Source organism: Janthinobacterium sp. GW822-FHT07H11 (genome assembly GCF_058798615.1).
This window is the reverse complement of record NZ_CM179507.1, coordinates 53,658-72,717: the sequence shown is the minus strand read 5'-3', so window position 1 is coordinate 72,717 and position 19,060 is coordinate 53,658. Positions and strand designations below refer to the sequence as shown.

The window sequence follows — 19,060 nt, the reverse complement described above, 5'->3', positions numbered from 1 at the left end:
GTGCCCCTTACGCTGCAACGGCAAGCGGTGCCGCGGCGCCATGGCGGGCGGCGTTGCGCACATGCAGGAAGTACACGTCTTCCAGGTCGGGCGCGATCTGCACGAAGCAGCTGTCGGGCTGGCTGTCGGCATACACATTGATTTGCGGCTTGCCACCCACCAGGCGCGTCGACAGCACATTGTGCGACTGCTGGTACTGCGCCAGCTCGTCCATGCTGACGCTGCGGCGCCAGACCTTGCCGAGCAGGGTGTCGATGGCCGCCTGCGGTTCGCCCTGCACCAGCACCTCGCCCTTGACGATCATGGCCATGCGCGGGCACAGGTCCGTCACGTCGTCGACGATGTGGGTCGACAGGATCACCACCACCTGCTCGCCGATCTTCGCCAGCAGGTTCAGGAAGCGGTTGCGCTCGTCCGGGTCCAGGCCCGCCGTCGGTTCGTCGACGATCACCAGGCGCGGTGCGCCCAGCAGCGCCTGGGCGATGCCGAAGCGCTGGCGCATGCCGCCCGAATACGTGCCCAGGTTGCGCTTGCGCGCTTCCCATAGATTGGTCTGCTGCAGCAAGGCTTCCACGGCTTCCTTGCGCGGCCCCTTCTCCGTCAGGCCTTTCAAGACGGCAAAGTGGTTGAGCAGGGTTTCCGCGCTGACTTTCGGGTACACGCCGAAATCCTGCGGCAGATAGCCGAGCTGGCGGCGCAAGCCTTCCTTGTCCCTGAGAACGTCGAGACCGTCAAAATCGATGCTGCCGCTATCGGGGTCTTGCAAGGTCGCAATCGTGCGCATCAGCGAGGACTTGCCCGCGCCATTCGGCCCCAGCAAGCCGAACATCCCGTTGGGGATCTCCAGGCTGACGTTATTGATGGCCTTGACGCCATTGGCATAGGTCTTGTTCAGCTGTTTGATCGATAGCATGGGCAGCACTCTCCTGAGCTTGGGAATGAAAAGCCGGCAGATACCTGTCTGCCGGTCTGTACAAGGGGATCGCCGTATGGCAACCGCCGTGGCGGATGTTACTTAAAAACAATAATATATAGCCAATTGGAAGGAAATTAATATTTTTGCGACCAGCGGCGAAAAGGCCGGCATGAAATGCCGCCACGCGGGTATGAGCGACCGTGATACGATCGCCAATCTTGACAACGCCATCGCGCGTGAAAGCCAGCCATGCATGCAGCCGACGGAAACATCACATTGCGCCCCATCGTTGCGGGGGAGGAAACGGCCCTGGCGCGGCTGTTCCAGTTGTATTGCTATGACAATTCCGGCTGGAGTGGCGAGGCGCTGCCGGCCGATGGCCGCTATGACGTGTGCGACGCCTCGCTGGCCACGTATGTGCACGCGGCCGGGCACACGGCGCACTGGATCGAGGTCGATGGCGAACTGGCGGGGTTTTACATCACGGAACCGACCATGGCGGGGACGGTGCCGGTGCAGGAGTTCAGCGACTTCTTTATCTTGAAGAAATACCGGCGCCGGGGCGTGGCGCTGGAAGTGGTGCGCAGGGTGCTGCTGGGCAGCGCGCAGACGTGGATGGTGGCGATGTTCCGCGACGATGCCGCGGCGACGGCCTTCTGGCGGCAGGCGTTTGCGCGCCTGCCTTTCGCTGGCGTCGCGGCGTGGGACGATGCGGACTTGCCGCAGTTCCAGCTGTATCTGCTGAAGCCGGCGGCCGCGGCATCCGCTTAAAAGCGCACTTTCACATAGGCGGACGGTCCCGTCAGGCGCACGTTCAAGTCGGCCGTGCGTTCGCTGTCGCGGCGCAGCTTGATCTTCGAGATGCCATAGTCCGCGACAAAGCCGACATTTTTGAAGGGAAACCATTCGACGCCGATATTGCCGCCATAGATGTGGCCGTTGATGCGGCCGCCATTTTTCTTGATGCCCGACGCTTCCGCATACATGCGCAAGTCCGGCGTGAAGGCGTGGCGCCAGCCCACTTCCAGCAGCGGCGCGAAGGCGTGCTCGCTGAATGAATCGCGCGCGCTGGCCGTCTCGCCGTTGACGAGGCCGGTGGCCGTGCCTTCCAGGTTGGCGTGATAGTAGGCGGCGCCCAGGCCGATGCCGAAGGTGTCATTGCCGCTGCCCAGCCACCATTTGTAGGCCAGCTTGGCCAGGTCCAGTTGCAGGTCGGCATTTGCCGTGGCCGTGCCCGTGACGGGCTGGCCATTGATGGTGGTTTCGCCGCTGAGGGTAGGCGTGTAGGATTTGTCGTAACGGTAGTAGTCGAATGCCAGGCCATGGCGGTCGCCGATCAGCAAGTCCGCCTTGACGCGGGGAATGGTGGTGTGGCTTTGCTTCGACTCCGGCGCATCGATGCGGCCAAATTGCGTATCGGCGCCGATGTTGATGCGCGGGTCGGCGGAAAACGCGCCCACGGAAACGCTGACACGGTCCAGCGCCGGCGACGGCTCGGCCCGCGCCGTGGCGGCGGCCACACCCAATATGCCCAGCATCATGGCGCTGCGCAAGGCGAGGTGGCGCAACCGTGGCGGGGACAGGCGGGCGGGGACGGACATGGCAAACATGGGGTAACTCCTCAAGAAAAAAATGGAAACTGCCGCGACGTCGGGGCGGCTTGCGTCATGCGGCTATGCAATGAGGAAATGGTAGCAATTGTTACTTTTGGCGTACGTAGCCGCACGGCGCAAGTTGCCGTCGGACTTGTCCTACCCGATGTCAGCAGTGGCCAGCGGAGAAAACACGCCATCCATGTGCGCGCATTGCCTGTATCGGCTGACGCGCGCAGAATGGCGGGCAAGAGGAGGAGACACCGCATGAGAATCGCCGCCATTTCCGACATCCACGGCAACCTCGACGCGCTCGAGGCCGTCCTGGCCGACATCGCGCGGCGCGGCGCGGATGCGCTCGTCAACCTCGGCGACATCGTCTCGGGCCATCTGCAGCCGCGGGAAACGGCGGCGCGCCTGATGGCGCTGGACTTGCCCACCATCCGCGGCAACCACGAACGCCAGCTGTTCGGCGATCCGGCCCGCATGGGCGCGTCGGACGCCTTTGCGCGCGCGCAACTGTTACCCGAGCAACTGGACTGGATCGCGGCGCTGCCCGCCACCTTGCGCTTGCGCAAGGACGTGCTGCTCGTGCATGGCACGCCGCAAAGTGACCTCGTGTATTTTCTCGACAGCGTCACGCCGCAAGGCAGCCGCGCCGCCACGCCGCAGGAAGTGGCAGAACGGGCAGGGACGACGGACGCCGCCCTGATCCTGTGCGGCCACACGCACATGCCGCGCCAGGTGCGCCTGGCCGATGGCCGACTGGTCGTCAATCCGGGCAGCGTGGGCTTGCAAGCCTATGACGACGCTCACGGCTATCCGCACCTGATGGAAAACGGCACGCCGCACGCGCGCTATGCCCTCGTCGAGCAGGGCACGGACGGCGCCTGGACGGCGCAGTTCCATGAAGTGGAGTATGACTGGGACAAGGCGGCGCGGCTGGCGCTGGCCAACGGCCGGCCCGACTGGGTTACGCCGCTGCGCACGGGCCGGGTAGCCTGACTAGCGGAACTCTTCGGCCACCAGGTTGTACTTCTGCATCTTGTGATACAGCGTCTGTTTCGGCAAACCCAGCACGGCACTTACTTCGCTGACGTTGCCCGCATATGCACGCAGTTCCTGTTCGATCAGCGCGCGTTCGAAGCCGTTCACCTGCTCCGCCAGCGACAAGGGGCTGGCCTGGCCACCCGCCAGCAGGCTCGAGGCGCCGCCGGCGATGCCGAGCACGAAGCGGTCGGCGATATTGCGCAGTTCGCGCACGTTGCCGGGCCAGGAATGGGCCATCAGCATGCGCATCTGCGCGCTCGAGACGATGGGTGCGGCGCGGTTGTAGCGGGCGGCGGCGGCCAGCACGAAATGCTCGAACAGGATGGGAATGTCTTCGCGCCGTTCGCGCAGCGGCGGCAGGTGCAGCACGATCAGGTTCAGGCGGTAGTACAGGTCGCTGCGGAACTTCTGCTGCTGCGACAGCTCTTCCAGGTCCAGCTTGGCGGCCGCGATGACGCGCACGTCGACGGGCGTGGCCACGTTGGAGCCCAGCCGTTCGATATAGCGCTCCTGCAGCACGCGCAGCAGCTTGACTTGCAGCGACAGGGGCAGGCTTTCGATTTCATCGAGGAAGAAAGTGCCGTGGTCGGCATGCTCGATCTTGCCCACCTGGCGCTTGGCCGCGCCCGTGAATGCGCCCGGTTCGTGGCCGAAGACTTCGCTCTCGAAGATGCTTTCGGGAATCGCGCCACAGTTGACGGCGACAAAGTTGTGCTTGCGGCGGTGGCTGAAGTCATGCAGGCAGCGCGCCACCATTTCCTTGCCCGTGCCCGTGTCACCATAAATCAGCACGTCGGCCGGTTCGTCGGCAACGTCGAGTATCAAGCGCCGTATGTCGCGCATCGCCGCGGAATTTCCCAGCAGGCGAGATTCGATGCCGCCGCCGTCCTCGAGCTGGCGGCGCAGGCTGTGCACTTCCAGCATGAGTCTGCGCGTTTCCAGCGCGCGCAGGATGACATCGACCAGCTGGTCGGAAGAATACGGTTTTTCGATGAAATCGTAGGCGCCCGTGCGCATCGCATGCACGGCCATGGTGATGTCGCCGTGGCCCGTGACGAGGATCACGGGCAGGTTGGGATCGAGTTCCTTTACCGCCTGCAGCAGTTCCAGGCCGCTCATGCCGGGCAGGCGCACGTCGCTGACGATGATGCCGGGAAAGTCCGGTGCCAGCAGTTTATAGGCCAGCTCGGCCGAGTGAAAGGCCAGCACGTCCAGGCCGGCCAGCTGCAATGCCTGCTCGCTGCCCTCGCGTACGGTGGGGTCGTCCTCGACCAGCAAGACCTTCAAGCCGTCAAACATGTTTTTCCTCCTGCGTTGCAATCTGTAGTTCGATGGTGAAGACGGCGCCGCCGCCCGGGGCGTTTTCGGCGCGCAGCACGCCGCCGAACTGGCGCGTGATCTGTTCGGAAATGGCCAGGCCCAGGCCCAGCCCCAGGCCCTGCGGCTTGGTCGTGAAGAACGGTTCGAACAGGTGTTCGCACACTTCCGTCGACAGGCCGGGGCCGGTGTCGGCCACGTGGATCAGCACGTGCTCCGGCGTGCATTCGACGGACACGCGCAGGCTGCGCACGTCGCTGCCGTTCATGGCGTCGAGCGCATTGGCGTACAGGTTCACCAGTACCTGTTCCAGGCGGTTGCTTTCGCACATGGCGAAAATGTCTTCGGGCGGCAATTGCAAAGTAAAACGCACATTTTCCACCTGCAGCCGGCGCTCGACGAGGAACAGCGCGTTGCTGATCGCCGTGGGAATCGAGACGGAGGTCAGGCTGGTGGTCGACTTGCGCGCAAAAATCTTCAATTGCCCGGTAATGGTCCCCATCCTGGCGGCAATTTGCGAGATCTTCGCCAGGTTGCGCCGCGCATCGTCGAGCCGCCCGCGCTCGAGCAGGATGACGGCATTGTCGGACATGGTGCGCAGCGCCGTCAGCGGCTGGTTCAGTTCATGCGTGATGCTGGCCGACATCTGGCCCAGCACGGCCATCTTGCCGGCCTGGAACAGTTCATTCTGCGTGATGTGGAGTTTCTGCTCGGCCTTGCTGCGCACCTCGATTTCCTGGCTCAGGCTTTGCGTCATGGCATTGAGTTCCGAGGTGCGTTCCTCGACCATGGCTTCCAGGTTGTCGTAGGCGTGCTGCAGATCCTCGCGCGCGCGCAGTTTTTGCGCCACGGCGGCGCGGCGCTGGCGCAGGTAGAAAAACAGCAGCATGAAAAAGCCCATCAGCACGCAAGAGAAGGCGGCGGCCGCGCGCGCGCTGGCCTTGGCCTGGGCCAGGTCGGACAGGTAAATAAAAGTCCAGCCTTGCGGCGACTTGAGCTTGATCTGCGTCATCACGCTGGAGCTGATCTTCGGGGGCGTATCGGCATGCTCGTGCTCGCGCACGCTGATCACGCGCGCGCCATTGCCCAGCTGGCGGTCAGAGACGAAGGGGATGGGTTCCAGCTGCTTGGAGTAGTACTGGCGCGTGCGGTTGAGCAGGGCGGTGATCTCGGCCGACAGCGGCGCCAGGGTCTTGTATTTCCAGTCCGCCATGGAACTGAGGAAGATCACGCCGTGCTCGTCGGCCAGCATGACCTTGTCGGCGCCTTGCACCCAGCGTTTTTCGAGGGACTCCAGGTTCACCTTCACCGTTGCCAGGCCCAGCATGTGGCCATTCTGGTAGATGCCGTGGGCAAAGAAGTAGCCGGGCTCCAGCCGCGTCGTGCCCACGCCATAGAAGCGGCCCGGCGTGCCGCGCAGCGCATCCTGGGCATAGGGGCGGAACGAGATATTGTCGCCAATAAAGCTGTCGGGTCCCCGCCAGTTGCTGGCGGCCCGCGTGTTGCCGTCGAGGTTGCTGATGAAAATGGTCGACGATTTCGCCTGGGCGTTCATCTGCTCCAGGTAATGGTTGACGGTATCGACCAATACCGGGTCTTCCGGGTGCTGCAGCAAACGGATAACGTCGCGGTTCAGCTCCAGGGTCTTGGGCAGGAAGTCATACTTTTCCAGCGCGTTTTCCAGGCTGCTCACATATACCTCGAGGCGCTGCGCGCCGCTGGCCTGCAGCTTGCCGATGGCGATGCGTTCGGTCCAGAAATACACGAGCCAGACGGTCGCCAGGCAGGCGGCCAGCACCACGCCCCAGGCCAGCGTTTCGCGGCCTGACCGTTGCGCCAGGCGCTGGCGCCAGGAAAGGGAGGGTTTACTACTGCTATTCATAAAATCAGCTGCCAACTTGCAAGAACCCACAGTATCGCATTTAAATATTGCGTAAAAAGAAAAAGCCGCCGGATATGCATCCGGCGGCTCACGCTTTTATGTCACGGACAGCTCGACGTCCTTAGAACGTGTGGCGCATGCCCAGGTTAAAGCCGCTGGTGCCGGTGCCATCGTCGGTGGCATTGCCAACCTTGTAGGGAGCGCCGTTCTTGTTGCTGATGTGGCCGTAACCTGTGTACAGGTCGCTGCGCTTGGACAGCGCATAGAAGGCGCCAATGGCCCACTGCTGGGCGTCACGGTTGGCGTTGCTCTTGTCGTTATGGCGGATGTACGACGCGACCAGCTTGGTGGCGCCGAACGGGGCGCTGAAGCCGACCAGGATGTCGTTGCTCTTGCTGTCGTTGAAGGCGCGGTTGTCGGCATAGCCGAAGTTGCCTTGCACGACGCCAAAGTCGTAGCGCGTGGCCAGCAGGGTGTTGCGCATTTGCTTCGCCTGCAAATCTTCCATGCGGTGGTGCGTCAGGGTCACGTTCAGCGGGCCGTCGATGTAGTGCACGGCACCGCCCATGCTGCGGTTTTTCGCATTGTCGCCGGCCACTTCGCCGAAGCCGTACGCCAGGTCGGCCGACAGCTTGCTCCAGGTCGGCGTGCTGTATTGCACCATATTATCGACGCGGTAATTCGTCGCCATAATGTTCGATGCCGTGCCGGCCAGGCCGATGACGAACGGATCGGCCACGTCGCGCAGGGCCAGGTAGTACGGCGTATATTGGCGGCCCAGGGTGACGGCACCGGCGTTGCCGGTCAGGCCGACGTACGACTGGCGGCCGAACAGCCGGTTGCCCTGGCCCGAGGTGCCGGTATCGATGTTGAAACCGCTTTCCAGCACGAAAATGGCGGCCAGGCCACCACCCAGGTCTTCCTTGCCCTTGAAGCCGATGCGCGAGCCGGAAGCGACGCCGGAAGCGACGCGGTTCAGGCGGTCTCCAGCCGCATCCTTGTCGAACACCAGGCCGGCGTCAGCCACGCCATACATGGTCACGCTCGATTGGGCCATGGCGCCGGTGGAGGCTGCGCCAAGGGTCAGCAGGGTAAACAGGACTTTTTTCATGAAAATCTCTCTAATAAGTTGGAATGACTACTGATCGCACTACCTGACTGCTTGTTACTCAACATGGACAACAAATAAATGGCCCGCTTGTGGCGGGCCATGGCGCTATCAGGCTTTGCTAGCGTGATCCGCTTCGCCCCAATGGCTTTCCGTGTTCTGGTTGGCCGCGTTGGCCGCGGCCGCTTCTTCCTCGGTGGCCAGGCCACCTTCCCACTTGGCGACGACGGCCGTGGCGACGGCATTGCCGACCGCGTTGGTGGCCGAACGGCCCATGTCGAGGAATTGGTCGACGCCCATCAGCAGCAGCAGGCCCGCTTCCGGGATATTGAACTGGTTCAGGGTCGCGGCAATCACCACCAGCGAGGCGCGCGGCACGCCGGCCATGCCTTTCGAGGTCAGCATCAGCAACAGCAGCATGGTGATCTGCGTGCCGATCGACAGGTCGATGCCGTAGGCTTGCGCAATGAACAGCACGGCAAAGGTGCAGTACATCATCGAGCCGTCGAGGTTGAAGGAGTAGCCCATTGGCAACACAAAACTGGAAATCTTGCGGTCCACGCCGAACTGGTCGAGCGCCGTCAGCAGTTTTGGATAGGCCGCTTCCGAGCTGGCCGTCGAGAATGCCAACAGGAATGGTTCGCGGATCAGGCCGACGAGCTTGAAGATGCGCGGGCCGATGACGACGAAGCCGGCACCGATCAGCAGTGCCCACAGGCACAGCAAGCCCAGGTAGAAACCGCCCATGAACTTGGCAAACGTGACCAGCACGCCCAGGCCGTGGGTGGTGATGACGGAAGCCATGGCGGCAAACACGGCCAGTGGCGCCAGGTTCATGATGGTGCCGGTGATGCGCAGCATGACTTGCGCCAGCTGGTCGACGACGGCCGTCAGGGTCTTGCCCGATTCGCCCAGGCCGGCCAGCGCGCCGCCGAAGAAGATGGAAAACACCAGCACTTGCAGGATTTCATTGTTGGCCATGGCCTCGATCGGCGATTTCGGCACCAGGTGGGTGAAGAAATCTTTCAAGGTGAAGGCGGCCGTTTTCAAATTGGTCGACGCGTGTACGTCCGGCAATGGCAAGCCCAGGTTGGTACCCAGCTGCATCAGGTTCGACAGCACCATGCCCAGCGCCAGCGAGACCAGCGAGGCGACGACGAACCAGCACATGGCTTTCAGGCCGATACGGCCCGCCGTCTTGCCGTCGCCCATGTGGGCGATGCCGACCGTCAGGGTGGAGAACACCAGCAGCGCAATGATCATCTTGATCAGGCGCAGGAAGACGTCGGTGACGATGGAAATATTGCCAGCGATTTGCTTGCTCATGTCCGCATCGGGGAAAGCGGAATGGCATCCATAACCTACGGCAATGCCGAGGATCATGGCAATCAGTATGTACAGGGTTAATGGCCGTTTCTTTTTCATTTTGACTCCTCCGGTGAAACGCCGCTGTGAGCGGATTATTGATAGCGAGCAACTCAAGCTTGGAGTCAATATTTCTCAAAAACAAGCCCTTGCATGCCAGCGATTATTTGCAGCAAAACCTGTACATAGCAAAGGATATGCCTGAAATCGGCGTTTGGTGCGGAACTTCTTAAGTTGTTGATTTGAAGAACCTTTTTTGTTGCAAAGATGTAGCAACTTTGGCGCCCGTGCGCGAAATATTGGACGGGGCAGGGGATCGCTGTATGACTTTTCATACGCAAGCCAGGCTTGCCGTGCGGACGATAAAAAGACAAGATTATCAGGACAATAAAAAAGCCCCTCTTGCGCAGAGGGGCTGCTGTCGGCCTCCGGCAAGCGGTGGCGGCAAGGTCGTGTTTTCTTGACCTTAGAACTTGATATTCGCGGTCAGGCTGAACGAACGGGGCTGGCCGGGCGTGTAGCGGAAGCCGGACTTGTTGATGGCTGCCACATAGGTTTTGTCGGCCAGGTTGTAGGCGTTCAGCTGCAAGTCCAGGTTCTTGTTGACGGGATACGTTGCCATGGCGTCGAAGACCCAGTAGGCATCCACGCGTGCCGGCGTGCCGACAGCGCCATCGGTGCCGCGCAGCATGTCACCCACATAACGCGCGCCGCCGCCGATTTTCAGGCCGAAGGGCAGGGTGTACGAGGTCCAGCCCGTGAACGCCTGTTTTGGCGTGTAGCTGAGGTTATTGATGCCGCTGGCCGTGACGACCTTGCCCGCCTCGACACTGGTATGCATGCGCGTGTAGCCGGCGCTGACCAGCCAGTTAGGCATGATTTCGCCGACCATGCCGATCTCGATGCCCCGTACGCGCTTCTTGCCGTTCTGATAGTAGATCAGGTCGACGGGATCTTGCTCGACTTCATTTTTCACGTCCGTCTGGTAGATGGCGGCCGACAGCGACAGTTTTTGTTTCAGGAAATCCCACTTCGTGCCGATTTCCTTGGTGGTGGTTTCCTGCGGATCGTAGATCGGGTTTTGCGCGCTGCTGGCGCCGGTGCTCAGCGTGAAGTTGGTGCCTGGCGGCGCCTTCGATGTGGCCCACAGCGCATACACGCTGCTGTCCGGCGTCGGCTTGTACAGGGCCGAGATCTTGCCATTGGCGAAGGTGTCGTTCAAGGTGATGTGGACAGGAATGGGCGTTCCAACCGGCAACTTTTGCACTTGGCCCGCGGCGACGGCCGTTTGCAGGGTGACGGCGTCATAGCTGGTGTTGAAATGGTCGAAGCGCACGCCGCCGTTGAAGATCCATTTGTCGCCGAACTTGATGGTGTCGAAGACATACGCGCTTTGCGTGTTGACTTCGCCTTGGCTGTAGGCGCCGCTGCGCACGGGCTGGTAGCCGGTGACGGGCGCGCGCGGGTTCGGGTGGTAGAGATTGGCGTCCGGCATGGTGCCCAGGCTGGCAGGCACATAGCTGTAGTTGGTCTGCTTTTCGCTGGTGAATTCGGCGCCGGTCACCACCGAGTGCTTCAGCACGCCCGTGTCGAATTGCGCGCTGACGACGGTCTGGTTGGTCAAGATCGTGTTTTCCTGGTCCTTCACCGTGCGCAGCGAGCGCGCCAGGGTCCAGGTCGATGGATCGGTGGCGACCGGCGTTTTCAGGTTGGCGGTGCTGCCCATGAAGGCCGTCAGCAGGTAGTCCTGCTTGGTCTTGCCGTAGCGCGTGGTGTTCTGAATCTGCACGTTGGGCGAGAAATCATGATCGATGCGCAAGGTAGCCATGTCGGCCTTGACCTTGTCGTGGTCCGCGGTGGAGCCGTAGAAATTCTTCGGATCGACCTTGGCGGCGCCATTCAGGAAGGTGCGGATGACCTTGTTGGTCGCCGTGATGCTGTCCGGCGTGCTGTAGCCTGGCAGGCCGATGGTGGGCACGAAGCCGTCGGGCACGTTATCCTGATCCACGTGCAGGTAGCTGGCCGTGACGCGCGTCGGCTTGCCGATGCCGAAGGTGACGGTGGGCGCGAAGGCCCAGCGCTTGTTCTTGACTTCATCGCGCGCCGGATTGCCGCTATCCTGCGTCATCAGGTTCAGGCGCAAGGCCGTGCCGGAATCGGCGTCGAGGATGCGGTTCCAGTCGGCCGTGGCGCGTTTCTGCTTGCCGCTGCCGGCCGTCAGCAGGGAATTGAACTTGTTTTCCATGGTCGCCGTCTTGCTGACCAGGTTGATCGACCCGGTCGGCGAGCCGCGCCCGCTGTCCGTGCCCGCCGGGCCCTTCAATACGTCGATCTGTTCGATGTTGAAGACGTCGCGCGAGATGGAACCGACGTCGCGCACGCCATCGACATAGATGCTGCCCGAGGCGTCGAAGCCGCGCATGTAGACGGCGTCGCCCGTGTTCGTGTTGCCATTCTCGCCGAGGAAGAAGGTGCCGACGCCCGGCGTGTTGCGCAGCGCATCCGTCAGGGTCAGCGCGCCTTGCTGTTCGATCAATTCCTTCTTGATCACGACGATGGTTTGCGCCGTGTTGACCAGCTCTTCCGTGTACTTCGGCGACGAGGCTTTTTCGGCCTTGAAGTCGTTTTCCTTGGCACTGACGACCTTGATCTCATTGAGGGTTTGCTGCGATGCGGGCGCGCTCTGGCCTGCCGGGTCGGCCGCCTGGGCGGCGACGGGCAGCAGCATCACGGCCAGGGCGGCGCCGACGTGCTGGTTGAAACGGGATGGGGCGTGTTTGCGGCTCTTGATTGCCATCTTGCTCTCTCGATAAGGTCGGGTGGAGGTCCTGGCTGGCATCGCTACGGCACGCTGTCTGCGTGCGGGCATGTGGCTGGCTATGGATACGGTTCGTGTGCGACATTGTAATAATTGGGCGCTAATCCGTAAATGAGAATCGTTATCAGTCTCGTTTACGCAACGAATCCCCCGTGCCGCAAAAAAAACACCGTCATCCCGCATGCATGCTTGCTTTGCTGGCCACCGGCTGCTATTCGCGCAGGCGATCGGGAGCGGGAGTATGATGAGCAACCTTTACAAATTTCCGCCAAGCATGCTGCAGACTCCCGATGCCTTTGTCCCCCTGATCGATGCGCCCGAGCCGGCTCCGGACGCCGCCCGGACGCTGACCTTTGTCTTTCACTGCGGGCGCCTGCTGCTGCGCACGGCAGAGCTGGCCTTGCCTACGCAAGCGGAGGCGGCCGCGCTGGGCATCGACCTGGCCCACGCGCAACCGGTCGGCCTGTGGCAGGGCCGTTATTGCCAGACTGTCTGGACCGATGATGAGCGCGTGATGGATGCCAGCTTCGCCTATCATGGCATGCGTTCGCTGTTCAACGCCGTCGACGATGGCTTCCTGGGCCTGGCCAGCCGCGCCGCGCAGCTGGCGGAGTGGGCGCGCACGCACCGCCATTGCGGCGTGTGCGCCACGCCCATGCAGCGCAAGCGCGGCGAGCGCTGTTTTACGTGCGCCGCCTGCGGCATGCTCGCGTATCCGCGCATTTCGCCGGCCATGATGGTGCTCATCCGCAAGGGCGAGCAAGTGCTGCTGGCCATGCACAAGCACTCGCCGTCGCAGCGCTTCAGTCCCCTGGCCGGTTTCCTCGAAGCGGGCGAATCGATCGAGGAAGCCGTGCACCGCGAAGTGATGGAAGAGGTGGGTTTGCGCGTGCATAACTTGCAATATTTCATGAGCCAGTCCTGGCCGTTTCCCCATTCGCTGATGATCGCGTTTACGGCCGACTATCTCGATGGCGAGATCCGCCTGGACGAGCACGAGATTGCCGAGGCGCGCTGGTTCGGCCCCGGCGATGCGTGGCCGGAAGCGAGTTCGAGCGTGTCGATTTCGGCGCTGCTGGTGCGCGCCCACCGTCCGCCGGCGTAGCCGGAAAGCAGGGGCTGCTCAGGCAGCCTGCCGCATTTTCTATATACTGGCGGCAATTGCAAATTTTAGGGTGGTTTAGCATGTCTCAAGAAGAATTCTCCGAAAACGACTGGCGCCGGCTGATCAGCAGCTTTGGCGAAGATCCGCAGCGTCCTGGCTTGCTGGAAACGCCGGCGCGCGTGGCGAAAGCCTGGAAGCACTGGACTTCCGGCTATGGTCAGGACCCGGTGGACTTGCTGAAAGCCTTTGAAGATGGCGCGGAACAGTACAACGAGCTGATCGTCGTGCGCGGCATTCCCGTCTACAGCCATTGCGAACACCACCTGGCGCCGTTCTTCGGCAAGGCCACCATCGGTTACGTGCCGAACGGCAAGATCGTCGGCCTGTCGAAACTGACGCGCCTCGTCGATTGCTTTTCCAAGCGCCTGCAAGTGCAGGAGCGCATGACGATGCAGATCGCCAATGCGCTGATGGAAGTGCTGGAACCGAAGTCGGTGGGCGTGGTCGTGCGCTGCCGCCACCTGTGCATGGAAAGCCGCGGCATCCGCACGCCGGGCGAAGAAACCATCACCTCGGCCATGCTGGGCGAGATGCAGCCGAACCTGGCGCTGCGCACGGAATTTTTGGCCCTGGCGCGCGAAGTCTGATTTTCGGCGACGATGCGGGACGAAGGCGGCATATGCCGCCTTTTTTCATGCGCGTCCCGATTCCCGTTCCGCCAGGTAGCGCGCCGGCGGCTTGCCCGTCGCCTTGCGGAACATGGTGACAAAACCGCTGGTGTTTTCATAGCCGAGTTCCAGCGCCACCGCTTTCACGCTGTGGCCTTGCGCCAGCCGTTGCAGGGCCAGGATGACGTGCAGTTGCCGGCGCCAGCGGCCCACGCTCATGCCCATTTCTTCCAGTGATAGGCGGGTCATGCTGCGCTCGCTCATGCCGATGCGGCAGGCCCAGGCGGCCAGGGTGCGTTTATCGGCCGGTTGCGCCAGCAGCAGGGCCGCCAGGCGGCGCAGGCGCGCATCGCGCGGCATCGGCAAATGCAGGTCTTCCACCGGCGCGGCCGCCAATTCATCGAGCAGGGTGGCCACCAGGCGTTCCTGCGCGCCATGCAGCGCGGCCAGGGTGGGAAAACCGGCCGCCTTGGCGATCAGTTCGCGCAGCAGGGGCGAGACGGCCACGGTGCAGCAAACGGCGGGCAAGGCCGGCGCCATGGCCGGCTCGACAAACAGGCAATAGCACTCGGCCTCGCCCGCGCCGCGTGCCGCGTGCATCAAGCCGCCCGGTATCCACACGGCGCACTGGGGCGGCACGATCCACACCCCGCTTTCCACCTCACAATGTATGACGCCGCGCGTGGCGTACAGCAACTGGCCCTTGCGGTGCCGGTGCGGCGCATGTTCCTCGTCCTCGCGCACGCTGGCCAGGCCCACGGCCAGCAGCGGACGCAGCACGCCATCGACGTCGAAATCGATGAGGGAGGCAGAGGCCTCCAGGCCCAGCTGGGTGGGCAGCAATGGACGGGACATGGGCGGCGCCTTGGCTGGATTGAATAATATTGTGGCTATTTTATGCAATGACGTCGGATGCCGCCATCGGTATCGTATGGCTATCCGCAGCCCCGCTTCAACGGCAACCGCCGCCGCCAGTGTTCTGATGAAGGTGAGGAGGAACGGCAACCCCCTGAAGGAGTCACACCATGCACCTTGATTTATCCACTTTTCCCCTCGTCTGGATGCGCCGCGAGGCAGAGCCGGTCCAGCCCGATAGCCTGTTCGCCCAGTTCGATGCCCTGCTGGCGCGCCGGCAGGCATTTGTCATCCTCAGCGAGGAAGGCTTTGACGAGGACGGGCATGAACACCCGCAGGAAGAGCGCAAGCGGGCCGCGCTCTGGATGAAGCGGAACAAGGCGGCCATCCGCGCATATATCCAGGCCATGGTGCTGGTCGAGCCGAGCGCCGCCAAGCGCCTGGCCGGCAAGGCCTTCGCCGTCATGTTCGGCAAGTTCTGGGGCTACCCCCTGCATTTCGGCAGCAGCCGCGACGACGCGCTCGACATCGCCCGGCATTTGCTGCACGCGTGGCTGCCGCCAAGGGAAGACTGACGGCATGAAGAGCACCTGACAAAACCGTCGCGAGCGGCAGTGTTTTGTGGCCAAGAAGCGCAACCGTACTCTGGTACGGTGAGCATCGCAGGCCGCAAAGCGCGCCGCGCAGCAGGTTTGCCCAGGTGTTTTAGTAGCGGTAGTCGTTGACGAAGTGTTTTGTAAAATTGTACTTGCTGCCGCCGTCGAGCAGGTCGACCAGGCGTTTCGGCGCCGAGGCCGACATGAAGGCGTCGGCCGCGCCGCCCGTGCTGCGGAACTTCATGCCCGGGCTGAGGATCTGGTTGGCACCGATCTTCAGGTGCTGGAAGCTTTTCGTCTTTTCATTGTTGAGGATGAAGTGCAATTCCTGCTTGAAGGTCAGGAAGGGGATCTTCAACCACCAGCCTTCGTCCGTGCCATAGCTGGCGACGCTGGCAAAATGCGTGTTCTTGTCCGTCAAGGCGGGTTTGCCCAGGCGGTCGTTGATGCGTTTCATGGCTTCATTCTTGGTCATGCTGTTCTTTCGTGATTCGTCGTGATTCGTCGTCCATGCATTTTGACACAGGCACGCCACCCGCCTCCTTTGCCACTGCCTATCCCCATCTTTTTTACTGCAACGCAGCATCAATTCTCATCAATTGTCGCAGCTCATTAACAACACCGTGCAAAATTCATTGCTTTTCAGCATTGTAAATATCGGTCGTTCGAGCGTATGCTGGAGACGTCTGAACGGTGCCGCCAGAGTGCCGTCGCCGCCGCATTCCTGGCCGCACAGCTGGAAGCGGGCCTTGCCCTTATCGCCGCAAACATACAGTTGGAGACCCGCATGAAGAAATTGACATTCCGGCAGAAATTATGGATCCCGCTGATTTGCAGCTTGCTGTGCATTACTGTTATTTTTGTCTATAACGCCCTGGAAATCCGCAAGATCCGCATCGAAGAGCGCAGTGCCGACCTGAGCAATGCTGCGGACCTGGGACTCGGTGCCGTCAAGATGTTCGGCGAGCTGGCGGCCAGCGGCGCGCTGACCACGGAAGAGGCGCAGAAACAGGCGACGGCCGTCATCAAGAGCATGCGCTTTGGCGAGACCGGTTATTTGTCCATCATCAACCTCGACGCCGTGGTCGTGATGAATCCCGCCGCGCCGCAAACCAACGGCAAGAACATGTCGGACTTCAAGGATGCCAACGGCACCTATCTGTACCGCGACATCGTGGCCGTCGGCAAGAGCGAGGCGGGCAAGGGCTTTGTCCATTATCACTTCCCCCGTCCCGGCCAGAAGAACGCGGAGCCGAAGATGAGTCGCGTGGTGGCCTACAAGCCGTGGAGCTGGACCATCGTGGTGGGCGTGTACATGGATGACATCGACGCCGCCTTCCGCCAGTCGCTGCTCACTTCGCTCGGCGTGCTGGTGCTGGTGTGCGGCCTGCTGGCGGCCGTCGTGGTGGTAATCAACCGCAGCCTGCGCCATGCGCTGGGCGGCGATCCGGAATACGCGGCCGACGTGGCGGAACAGATTGCCAACAACGACTTGAGCGGCGTCGTGCGCACGCATGCGAATGACCGCCACAGCGTGCTGTATGCGATGAAAACCATGCAGGGCAACCTGGTCAACGCGATCAGCGAAATCCGCCACAGTGCCGAGACGATCGCCACGGCATCGAGCGAAATTGCCAGTGGCAATATGGATTTGTCGGCGCGTACGGAAATGCAGGCCAGCTCGCTGGAAGAAACAGCCGCATCGATGGAAGAGCTGACGTCGACCGTGACGCAAAACGCGGGCAATGCCGTGCAGGCGAACGAACTGGCGCAATCGGCTTCTGCCGTGGCACGCCAGGGCGGCGCCGTGGTGGCGCAGGTGATCGGCACCATGGACACCATCAACGCCTCGTCGCGCAAGATCGTCGACATCATCGGCGTCATCGACGGCATCGCCTTCCAGACGAATATCCTGGCCCTGAATGCGGCCGTGGAAGCGGCGCGCGCGGGCGAGCAGGGCCGCGGCTTTGCCGTGGTGGCGTCGGAAGTGCGCAACCTGGCGCAGCGTTCGGCGGGCGCGGCGAAGGAAATCAAGGAACTCATCGGTGCATCCGTGGACAGCATCGCGGCCGGCAGCGCCCTCGTCGCACAGGCGGGCACGACCATGGATCAGGTGGTGGCCAGCGTCTCGCGCGTGACCGACATCATGGCCGACATCACGGCCGCTTCGCACGAACAAAGCACGGGCATCGGCCACGTCAACCAGGCGATCACGGAAATGGACAGCGTGACGCAGCAAAATGCGGCGCTGGTGGAAGAGGCGGCGGCGGCGGCGGGCAGCATGCAGGACCAGGCGGCCGTGCTGGCGCAACTGGTGTCGCGCTTCAAGCTGTCGTCCGTCGAACAGCAGGCGCCGCGCATGGCGGCCGCGGCGCCCGCCTCGCGCAGCGTGGGCGGGAAACCGGTGCGTCGCCTGGCCGCGCGCTAGCTGGTCAGCAGGCGCTTACTGGGCGGGCGCCGCCGCCTGCGGCGCCGCTTCGAATTCCAGCTTGTCATCGACGACCACGAATTGCCCGACCGGCTGGCCCAGGTCGGCTTTCGGGTCGTTTTCCATTTCCGTCAGGCTATTGCAGGTATTGGTTTCCGCTTGCCACAATTGTTTGCCCATGCGGATATTCCAGATGCCGTCGCCGGCCGCGAAGACTTCGACCTTGATGTCGGCCGGCGCGTCGCTGGACAAGGTATGCAGGCGCTGGCAGTGCGGCAGATTGGTCGCCATCAGCTGCACTTCCACGGTATCTTGCCAAAAGTAATTCTGCTGGCGCCGTACGGTCAGCGAATGGTCATGGCCGTCGAACATATAGATGGCGAAGTCCTGGACACAGCCTGACAGCAGGATGGACAGCGTGACGATCAGGAGTTTGCGCATGGTCGGCTTTCTTCAATGGTTCTCGGGAATGACGAAATACGTGGTGCCGTGCCGCGAGTGGGTGCTTGCACCGTTGAGCGTCGAGGCAGGCGCCGTCTTGTTTTTCGCTTACGTGGCATTATATCCATGCACACCAGTTGCGGCGCGACAATATAACGGCCGGCGCCGCCAGCAGGCCCCGACCACCACCGAGACCGAAAGACCACGATGATCGATCTGTACTATTGGACCACGCCCAACGGGCATAAAGTGACGATGTTCCTGGAAGAAGCGGGCATTCCTTACAACATCATTCCCGTGCATATCGGCCAGGGCGAGCAGTTCAAGCCCGAATTTCTCGCCATTGCGCCGAACAACCGCATTCCCGCCATCGTCGACCAGGCGCCGGCAGATGGCGGCGCGCCGCTGTCGCTGTTCGAATCGGGTGCGATTTTGCAATACCTGGCCGAAAAAAGCGGGCAATTCCTGCCGGCCGACGTGCGCGGACGTGCCGAGGTCATGCAATGGCTGTTCTGGCAAATGGGCGGCCTGGGCCCCATGGCCGGGCAAAACCACCATTTCGTGCAATACGCGCCCGAACCGATCGACTACGCCATCACGCGCTACGTCAACGAAACGAACCGTTTGTACGGCGTGCTGAACAAGCGCCTGGCGGACCGCGCATTCGTTGCCGGCGACACGTATTCCATCGCCGACATGGCGATCTACCCGTGGATCGTGCCGCACGCGCGCCAGCGCCAGAAGCTGGAGGACTTCCCGCACCTGGCGCGCTGGTTCGCGGCCATTGCCGCCCGTCCCGCCACGGTGCGCGCGTATGCGCGCGCGGCCGAGATCAACGTGCAGCCCACCGTCAGCGGCGACGCGAAAAGCGTGCTGTTCGGGCAGACGGCGAAGACGCTCGGCTAAGCGTCAGTTGCCG

Annotated in this window: 18 protein-coding genes; 8 read left to right on the top strand and 10 right to left on the bottom strand. The window is 62.4% G+C overall.

The genetic code is table 11. From position 1 onward, the window contains the following. Positions 1-7: 7 nt before the first annotated feature. Complete coding sequence (locus AC3RCJ_RS00315) at positions 8-913, bottom strand: ABC transporter ATP-binding protein (RefSeq protein ID WP_492961303.1); 906 nt, start codon at positions 911-913, stop codon at positions 8-10. 252 nt (positions 914-1,165) lie between these two features. Here AC3RCJ_RS00315 and AC3RCJ_RS00310 point away from each other — a divergent pair, with 252 nt between their 5' ends. Continuing rightward, entirely contained in the window at positions 1,166-1,687 is a 522-nt protein-coding gene (locus AC3RCJ_RS00310; protein WP_492961301.1) for a hypothetical protein, read from the top strand. On the opposite strand, the gene AC3RCJ_RS00305 is transcribed toward AC3RCJ_RS00310, so the two are convergent. Next, the gene (locus AC3RCJ_RS00305) at positions 1,684-2,526 is read right to left on the bottom strand and encodes a hypothetical protein (protein ID WP_492961299.1); all 843 of its coding nucleotides are present in this window, start codon (positions 2,524-2,526) and stop codon (positions 1,684-1,686) included. The two genes, AC3RCJ_RS00310 and AC3RCJ_RS00305, sit on opposite strands and share 4 nt — an antisense overlap. A gap of 249 nt (positions 2,527-2,775) precedes the next feature. On the opposite strand from AC3RCJ_RS00305, the gene AC3RCJ_RS00300 reads away from it, so the two are divergent. After that, complete coding sequence (locus AC3RCJ_RS00300; RefSeq protein ID WP_492961297.1) at positions 2,776-3,513, top strand: metallophosphoesterase family protein; 738 nt, start codon at positions 2,776-2,778, stop codon at positions 3,511-3,513. Here AC3RCJ_RS00300 and AC3RCJ_RS00295 read toward each other — a convergent pair whose 3' ends face one another. The 4 genes from AC3RCJ_RS00295 to AC3RCJ_RS00280 all read right to left on the bottom strand — a co-directional run bounded on the left by AC3RCJ_RS00295 (position 3,514) and on the right by AC3RCJ_RS00280 (position 9,290). Further along, a complete protein-coding gene (locus tag AC3RCJ_RS00295) occupies positions 3,514-4,857 on the bottom strand; it encodes a sigma-54-dependent transcriptional regulator (protein ID WP_492961295.1) in 1,344 nt (447 codons plus the stop codon). Then, positions 4,850-6,757: a sensor histidine kinase gene (locus AC3RCJ_RS00290; protein ID WP_492961293.1), complete on the bottom strand. Its 1,908-nt coding sequence runs from the start codon at positions 6,755-6,757 to the stop codon at positions 4,850-4,852. Before AC3RCJ_RS00290 ends, AC3RCJ_RS00295 begins: the two co-directional genes overlap by 8 nt. A gap of 121 nt (positions 6,758-6,878) precedes the next feature. Then, on the bottom strand, positions 6,879-7,868 hold the full coding sequence (locus AC3RCJ_RS00285; protein WP_492961291.1) for a porin: 990 nt from the start codon (positions 7,866-7,868) through the stop codon (positions 6,879-6,881). 108 nt (positions 7,869-7,976) lie between these two features. Continuing rightward, entirely contained in the window at positions 7,977-9,290 is a 1,314-nt protein-coding gene (locus AC3RCJ_RS00280; protein WP_332862182.1) for a dicarboxylate/amino acid:cation symporter, read from the bottom strand. Between AC3RCJ_RS00280 and AC3RCJ_RS00275 the strand changes: the two genes are divergently transcribed. Next, entirely contained in the window at positions 9,247-9,435 is a 189-nt protein-coding gene (locus tag AC3RCJ_RS00275) for a hypothetical protein (protein WP_492961339.1), read from the top strand. The genes AC3RCJ_RS00280 and AC3RCJ_RS00275 overlap by 44 nt on opposite strands. A gap of 261 nt (positions 9,436-9,696) precedes the next feature. Here the strand turns inward: AC3RCJ_RS00275 and AC3RCJ_RS00270 are convergent, their stop codons facing one another. Further along, complete coding sequence (locus tag AC3RCJ_RS00270; protein WP_492961289.1) at positions 9,697-12,027, bottom strand: catecholate siderophore receptor Fiu; 2,331 nt, start codon at positions 12,025-12,027, stop codon at positions 9,697-9,699. 295 nt (positions 12,028-12,322) lie between these two features. Here AC3RCJ_RS00270 and nudC point away from each other — a divergent pair, with 295 nt between their 5' ends. Together nudC and folE are read left to right on the top strand one after the other, a co-directional pair. Beyond that, entirely contained in the window at positions 12,323-13,153 is an 831-nt protein-coding gene (gene nudC / locus AC3RCJ_RS00265) for an NAD(+) diphosphatase (protein ID WP_492961337.1), read from the top strand. Between the two features lie 80 nt (positions 13,154-13,233). After that, the gene (gene folE / locus AC3RCJ_RS00260; RefSeq protein WP_035822985.1) at positions 13,234-13,800 is read left to right on the top strand and encodes a GTP cyclohydrolase I FolE; all 567 of its coding nucleotides are present in this window, start codon (positions 13,234-13,236) and stop codon (positions 13,798-13,800) included. 45 nt (positions 13,801-13,845) lie between these two features. Here the strand turns inward: folE and AC3RCJ_RS00255 are convergent, their stop codons facing one another. Beyond that, positions 13,846-14,676, bottom strand: coding sequence for an AraC family transcriptional regulator (locus AC3RCJ_RS00255; protein WP_492961287.1), 831 nt, complete (start codon positions 14,674-14,676; stop codon positions 13,846-13,848). Between the two features lie 170 nt (positions 14,677-14,846). On the opposite strand from AC3RCJ_RS00255, the gene AC3RCJ_RS00250 reads away from it, so the two are divergent. Then, on the top strand, positions 14,847-15,251 hold the full coding sequence (locus AC3RCJ_RS00250) for a hypothetical protein (protein ID WP_492961285.1): 405 nt from the start codon (positions 14,847-14,849) through the stop codon (positions 15,249-15,251). 130 nt (positions 15,252-15,381) lie between these two features. On the opposite strand, the gene AC3RCJ_RS00245 is transcribed toward AC3RCJ_RS00250, so the two are convergent. Next, positions 15,382-15,747, bottom strand: a complete 366-nt coding sequence (locus AC3RCJ_RS00245) for a hypothetical protein (protein WP_465050924.1) — start codon at positions 15,745-15,747, stop codon at positions 15,382-15,384. A 312-nt stretch (positions 15,748-16,059) separates the two neighbouring features. Here AC3RCJ_RS00245 and AC3RCJ_RS00240 point away from each other — a divergent pair, with 312 nt between their 5' ends. Then, positions 16,060-17,700, top strand: a complete 1,641-nt coding sequence (locus AC3RCJ_RS00240) for a methyl-accepting chemotaxis protein (RefSeq protein WP_492961283.1) — start codon at positions 16,060-16,062, stop codon at positions 17,698-17,700. A 15-nt stretch (positions 17,701-17,715) separates the two neighbouring features. On the opposite strand, the gene AC3RCJ_RS00235 is transcribed toward AC3RCJ_RS00240, so the two are convergent. After that, entirely contained in the window at positions 17,716-18,141 is a 426-nt protein-coding gene (locus AC3RCJ_RS00235) for a YdgH/BhsA/McbA family protein (protein WP_492961281.1), read from the bottom strand. A 207-nt stretch (positions 18,142-18,348) separates the two neighbouring features. Between AC3RCJ_RS00235 and AC3RCJ_RS00230 the strand changes: the two genes are divergently transcribed. Further along, a complete protein-coding gene (locus AC3RCJ_RS00230) occupies positions 18,349-19,047 on the top strand; it encodes a glutathione binding-like protein (protein WP_492961279.1) in 699 nt (232 codons plus the stop codon). Positions 19,048-19,060 lie beyond the last annotated feature (13 nt).

What these genes read in the sequence shown, in the direction of transcription:
- AC3RCJ_RS00295 (WP_492961295.1), bottom strand. Translation starts at nt 4,857, where the DNA reads ATGTTTGACGGCTTGAAGGTCTTGCTGGTCGAGGACGACCCCACCGTA.
- AC3RCJ_RS00240 (WP_492961283.1), top strand. Translation starts at nt 16,060, where the DNA reads ATGAAGAAATTGACATTCCGGCAGAAATTATGGATCCCGCTGATTTGC.
- AC3RCJ_RS00275 (WP_492961339.1), top strand. Translation starts at nt 9,247, where the DNA reads ATGGCAATCAGTATGTACAGGGTTAATGGCCGTTTCTTTTTCATTTTG.
- AC3RCJ_RS00245 (WP_465050924.1), bottom strand. Translation starts at nt 15,747, where the DNA reads ATGACCAAGAATGAAGCCATGAAACGCATCAACGACCGCCTGGGCAAA.
- AC3RCJ_RS00250 (WP_492961285.1), top strand. Translation starts at nt 14,847, where the DNA reads ATGCACCTTGATTTATCCACTTTTCCCCTCGTCTGGATGCGCCGCGAG.
- folE (WP_035822985.1), top strand. Translation starts at nt 13,234, where the DNA reads ATGTCTCAAGAAGAATTCTCCGAAAACGACTGGCGCCGGCTGATCAGC.
- AC3RCJ_RS00290 (WP_492961293.1), bottom strand. Translation starts at nt 6,757, where the DNA reads ATGAATAGCAGTAGTAAACCCTCCCTTTCCTGGCGCCAGCGCCTGGCG.
- AC3RCJ_RS00300 (WP_492961297.1), top strand. Translation starts at nt 2,776, where the DNA reads ATGAGAATCGCCGCCATTTCCGACATCCACGGCAACCTCGACGCGCTC.
- AC3RCJ_RS00315 (WP_492961303.1), bottom strand. Translation starts at nt 913, where the DNA reads ATGCTATCGATCAAACAGCTGAACAAGACCTATGCCAATGGCGTCAAG.
- AC3RCJ_RS00235 (WP_492961281.1), bottom strand. Translation starts at nt 18,141, where the DNA reads ATGCGCAAACTCCTGATCGTCACGCTGTCCATCCTGCTGTCAGGCTGT.
- AC3RCJ_RS00280 (WP_332862182.1), bottom strand. Translation starts at nt 9,290, where the DNA reads ATGAAAAAGAAACGGCCATTAACCCTGTACATACTGATTGCCATGATC.
- AC3RCJ_RS00305 (WP_492961299.1), bottom strand. Translation starts at nt 2,526, where the DNA reads ATGTTTGCCATGTCCGTCCCCGCCCGCCTGTCCCCGCCACGGTTGCGC.
- nudC (WP_492961337.1), top strand. Translation starts at nt 12,323, where the DNA reads ATGCTGCAGACTCCCGATGCCTTTGTCCCCCTGATCGATGCGCCCGAG.
- AC3RCJ_RS00230 (WP_492961279.1), top strand. Translation starts at nt 18,349, where the DNA reads ATGATCGATCTGTACTATTGGACCACGCCCAACGGGCATAAAGTGACG.
- AC3RCJ_RS00270 (WP_492961289.1), bottom strand. Translation starts at nt 12,027, where the DNA reads ATGGCAATCAAGAGCCGCAAACACGCCCCATCCCGTTTCAACCAGCAC.
- AC3RCJ_RS00310 (WP_492961301.1), top strand. Translation starts at nt 1,166, where the DNA reads ATGCATGCAGCCGACGGAAACATCACATTGCGCCCCATCGTTGCGGGG.
- AC3RCJ_RS00285 (WP_492961291.1), bottom strand. Translation starts at nt 7,868, where the DNA reads ATGAAAAAAGTCCTGTTTACCCTGCTGACCCTTGGCGCAGCCTCCACC.
- AC3RCJ_RS00255 (WP_492961287.1), bottom strand. Translation starts at nt 14,676, where the DNA reads ATGTCCCGTCCATTGCTGCCCACCCAGCTGGGCCTGGAGGCCTCTGCC.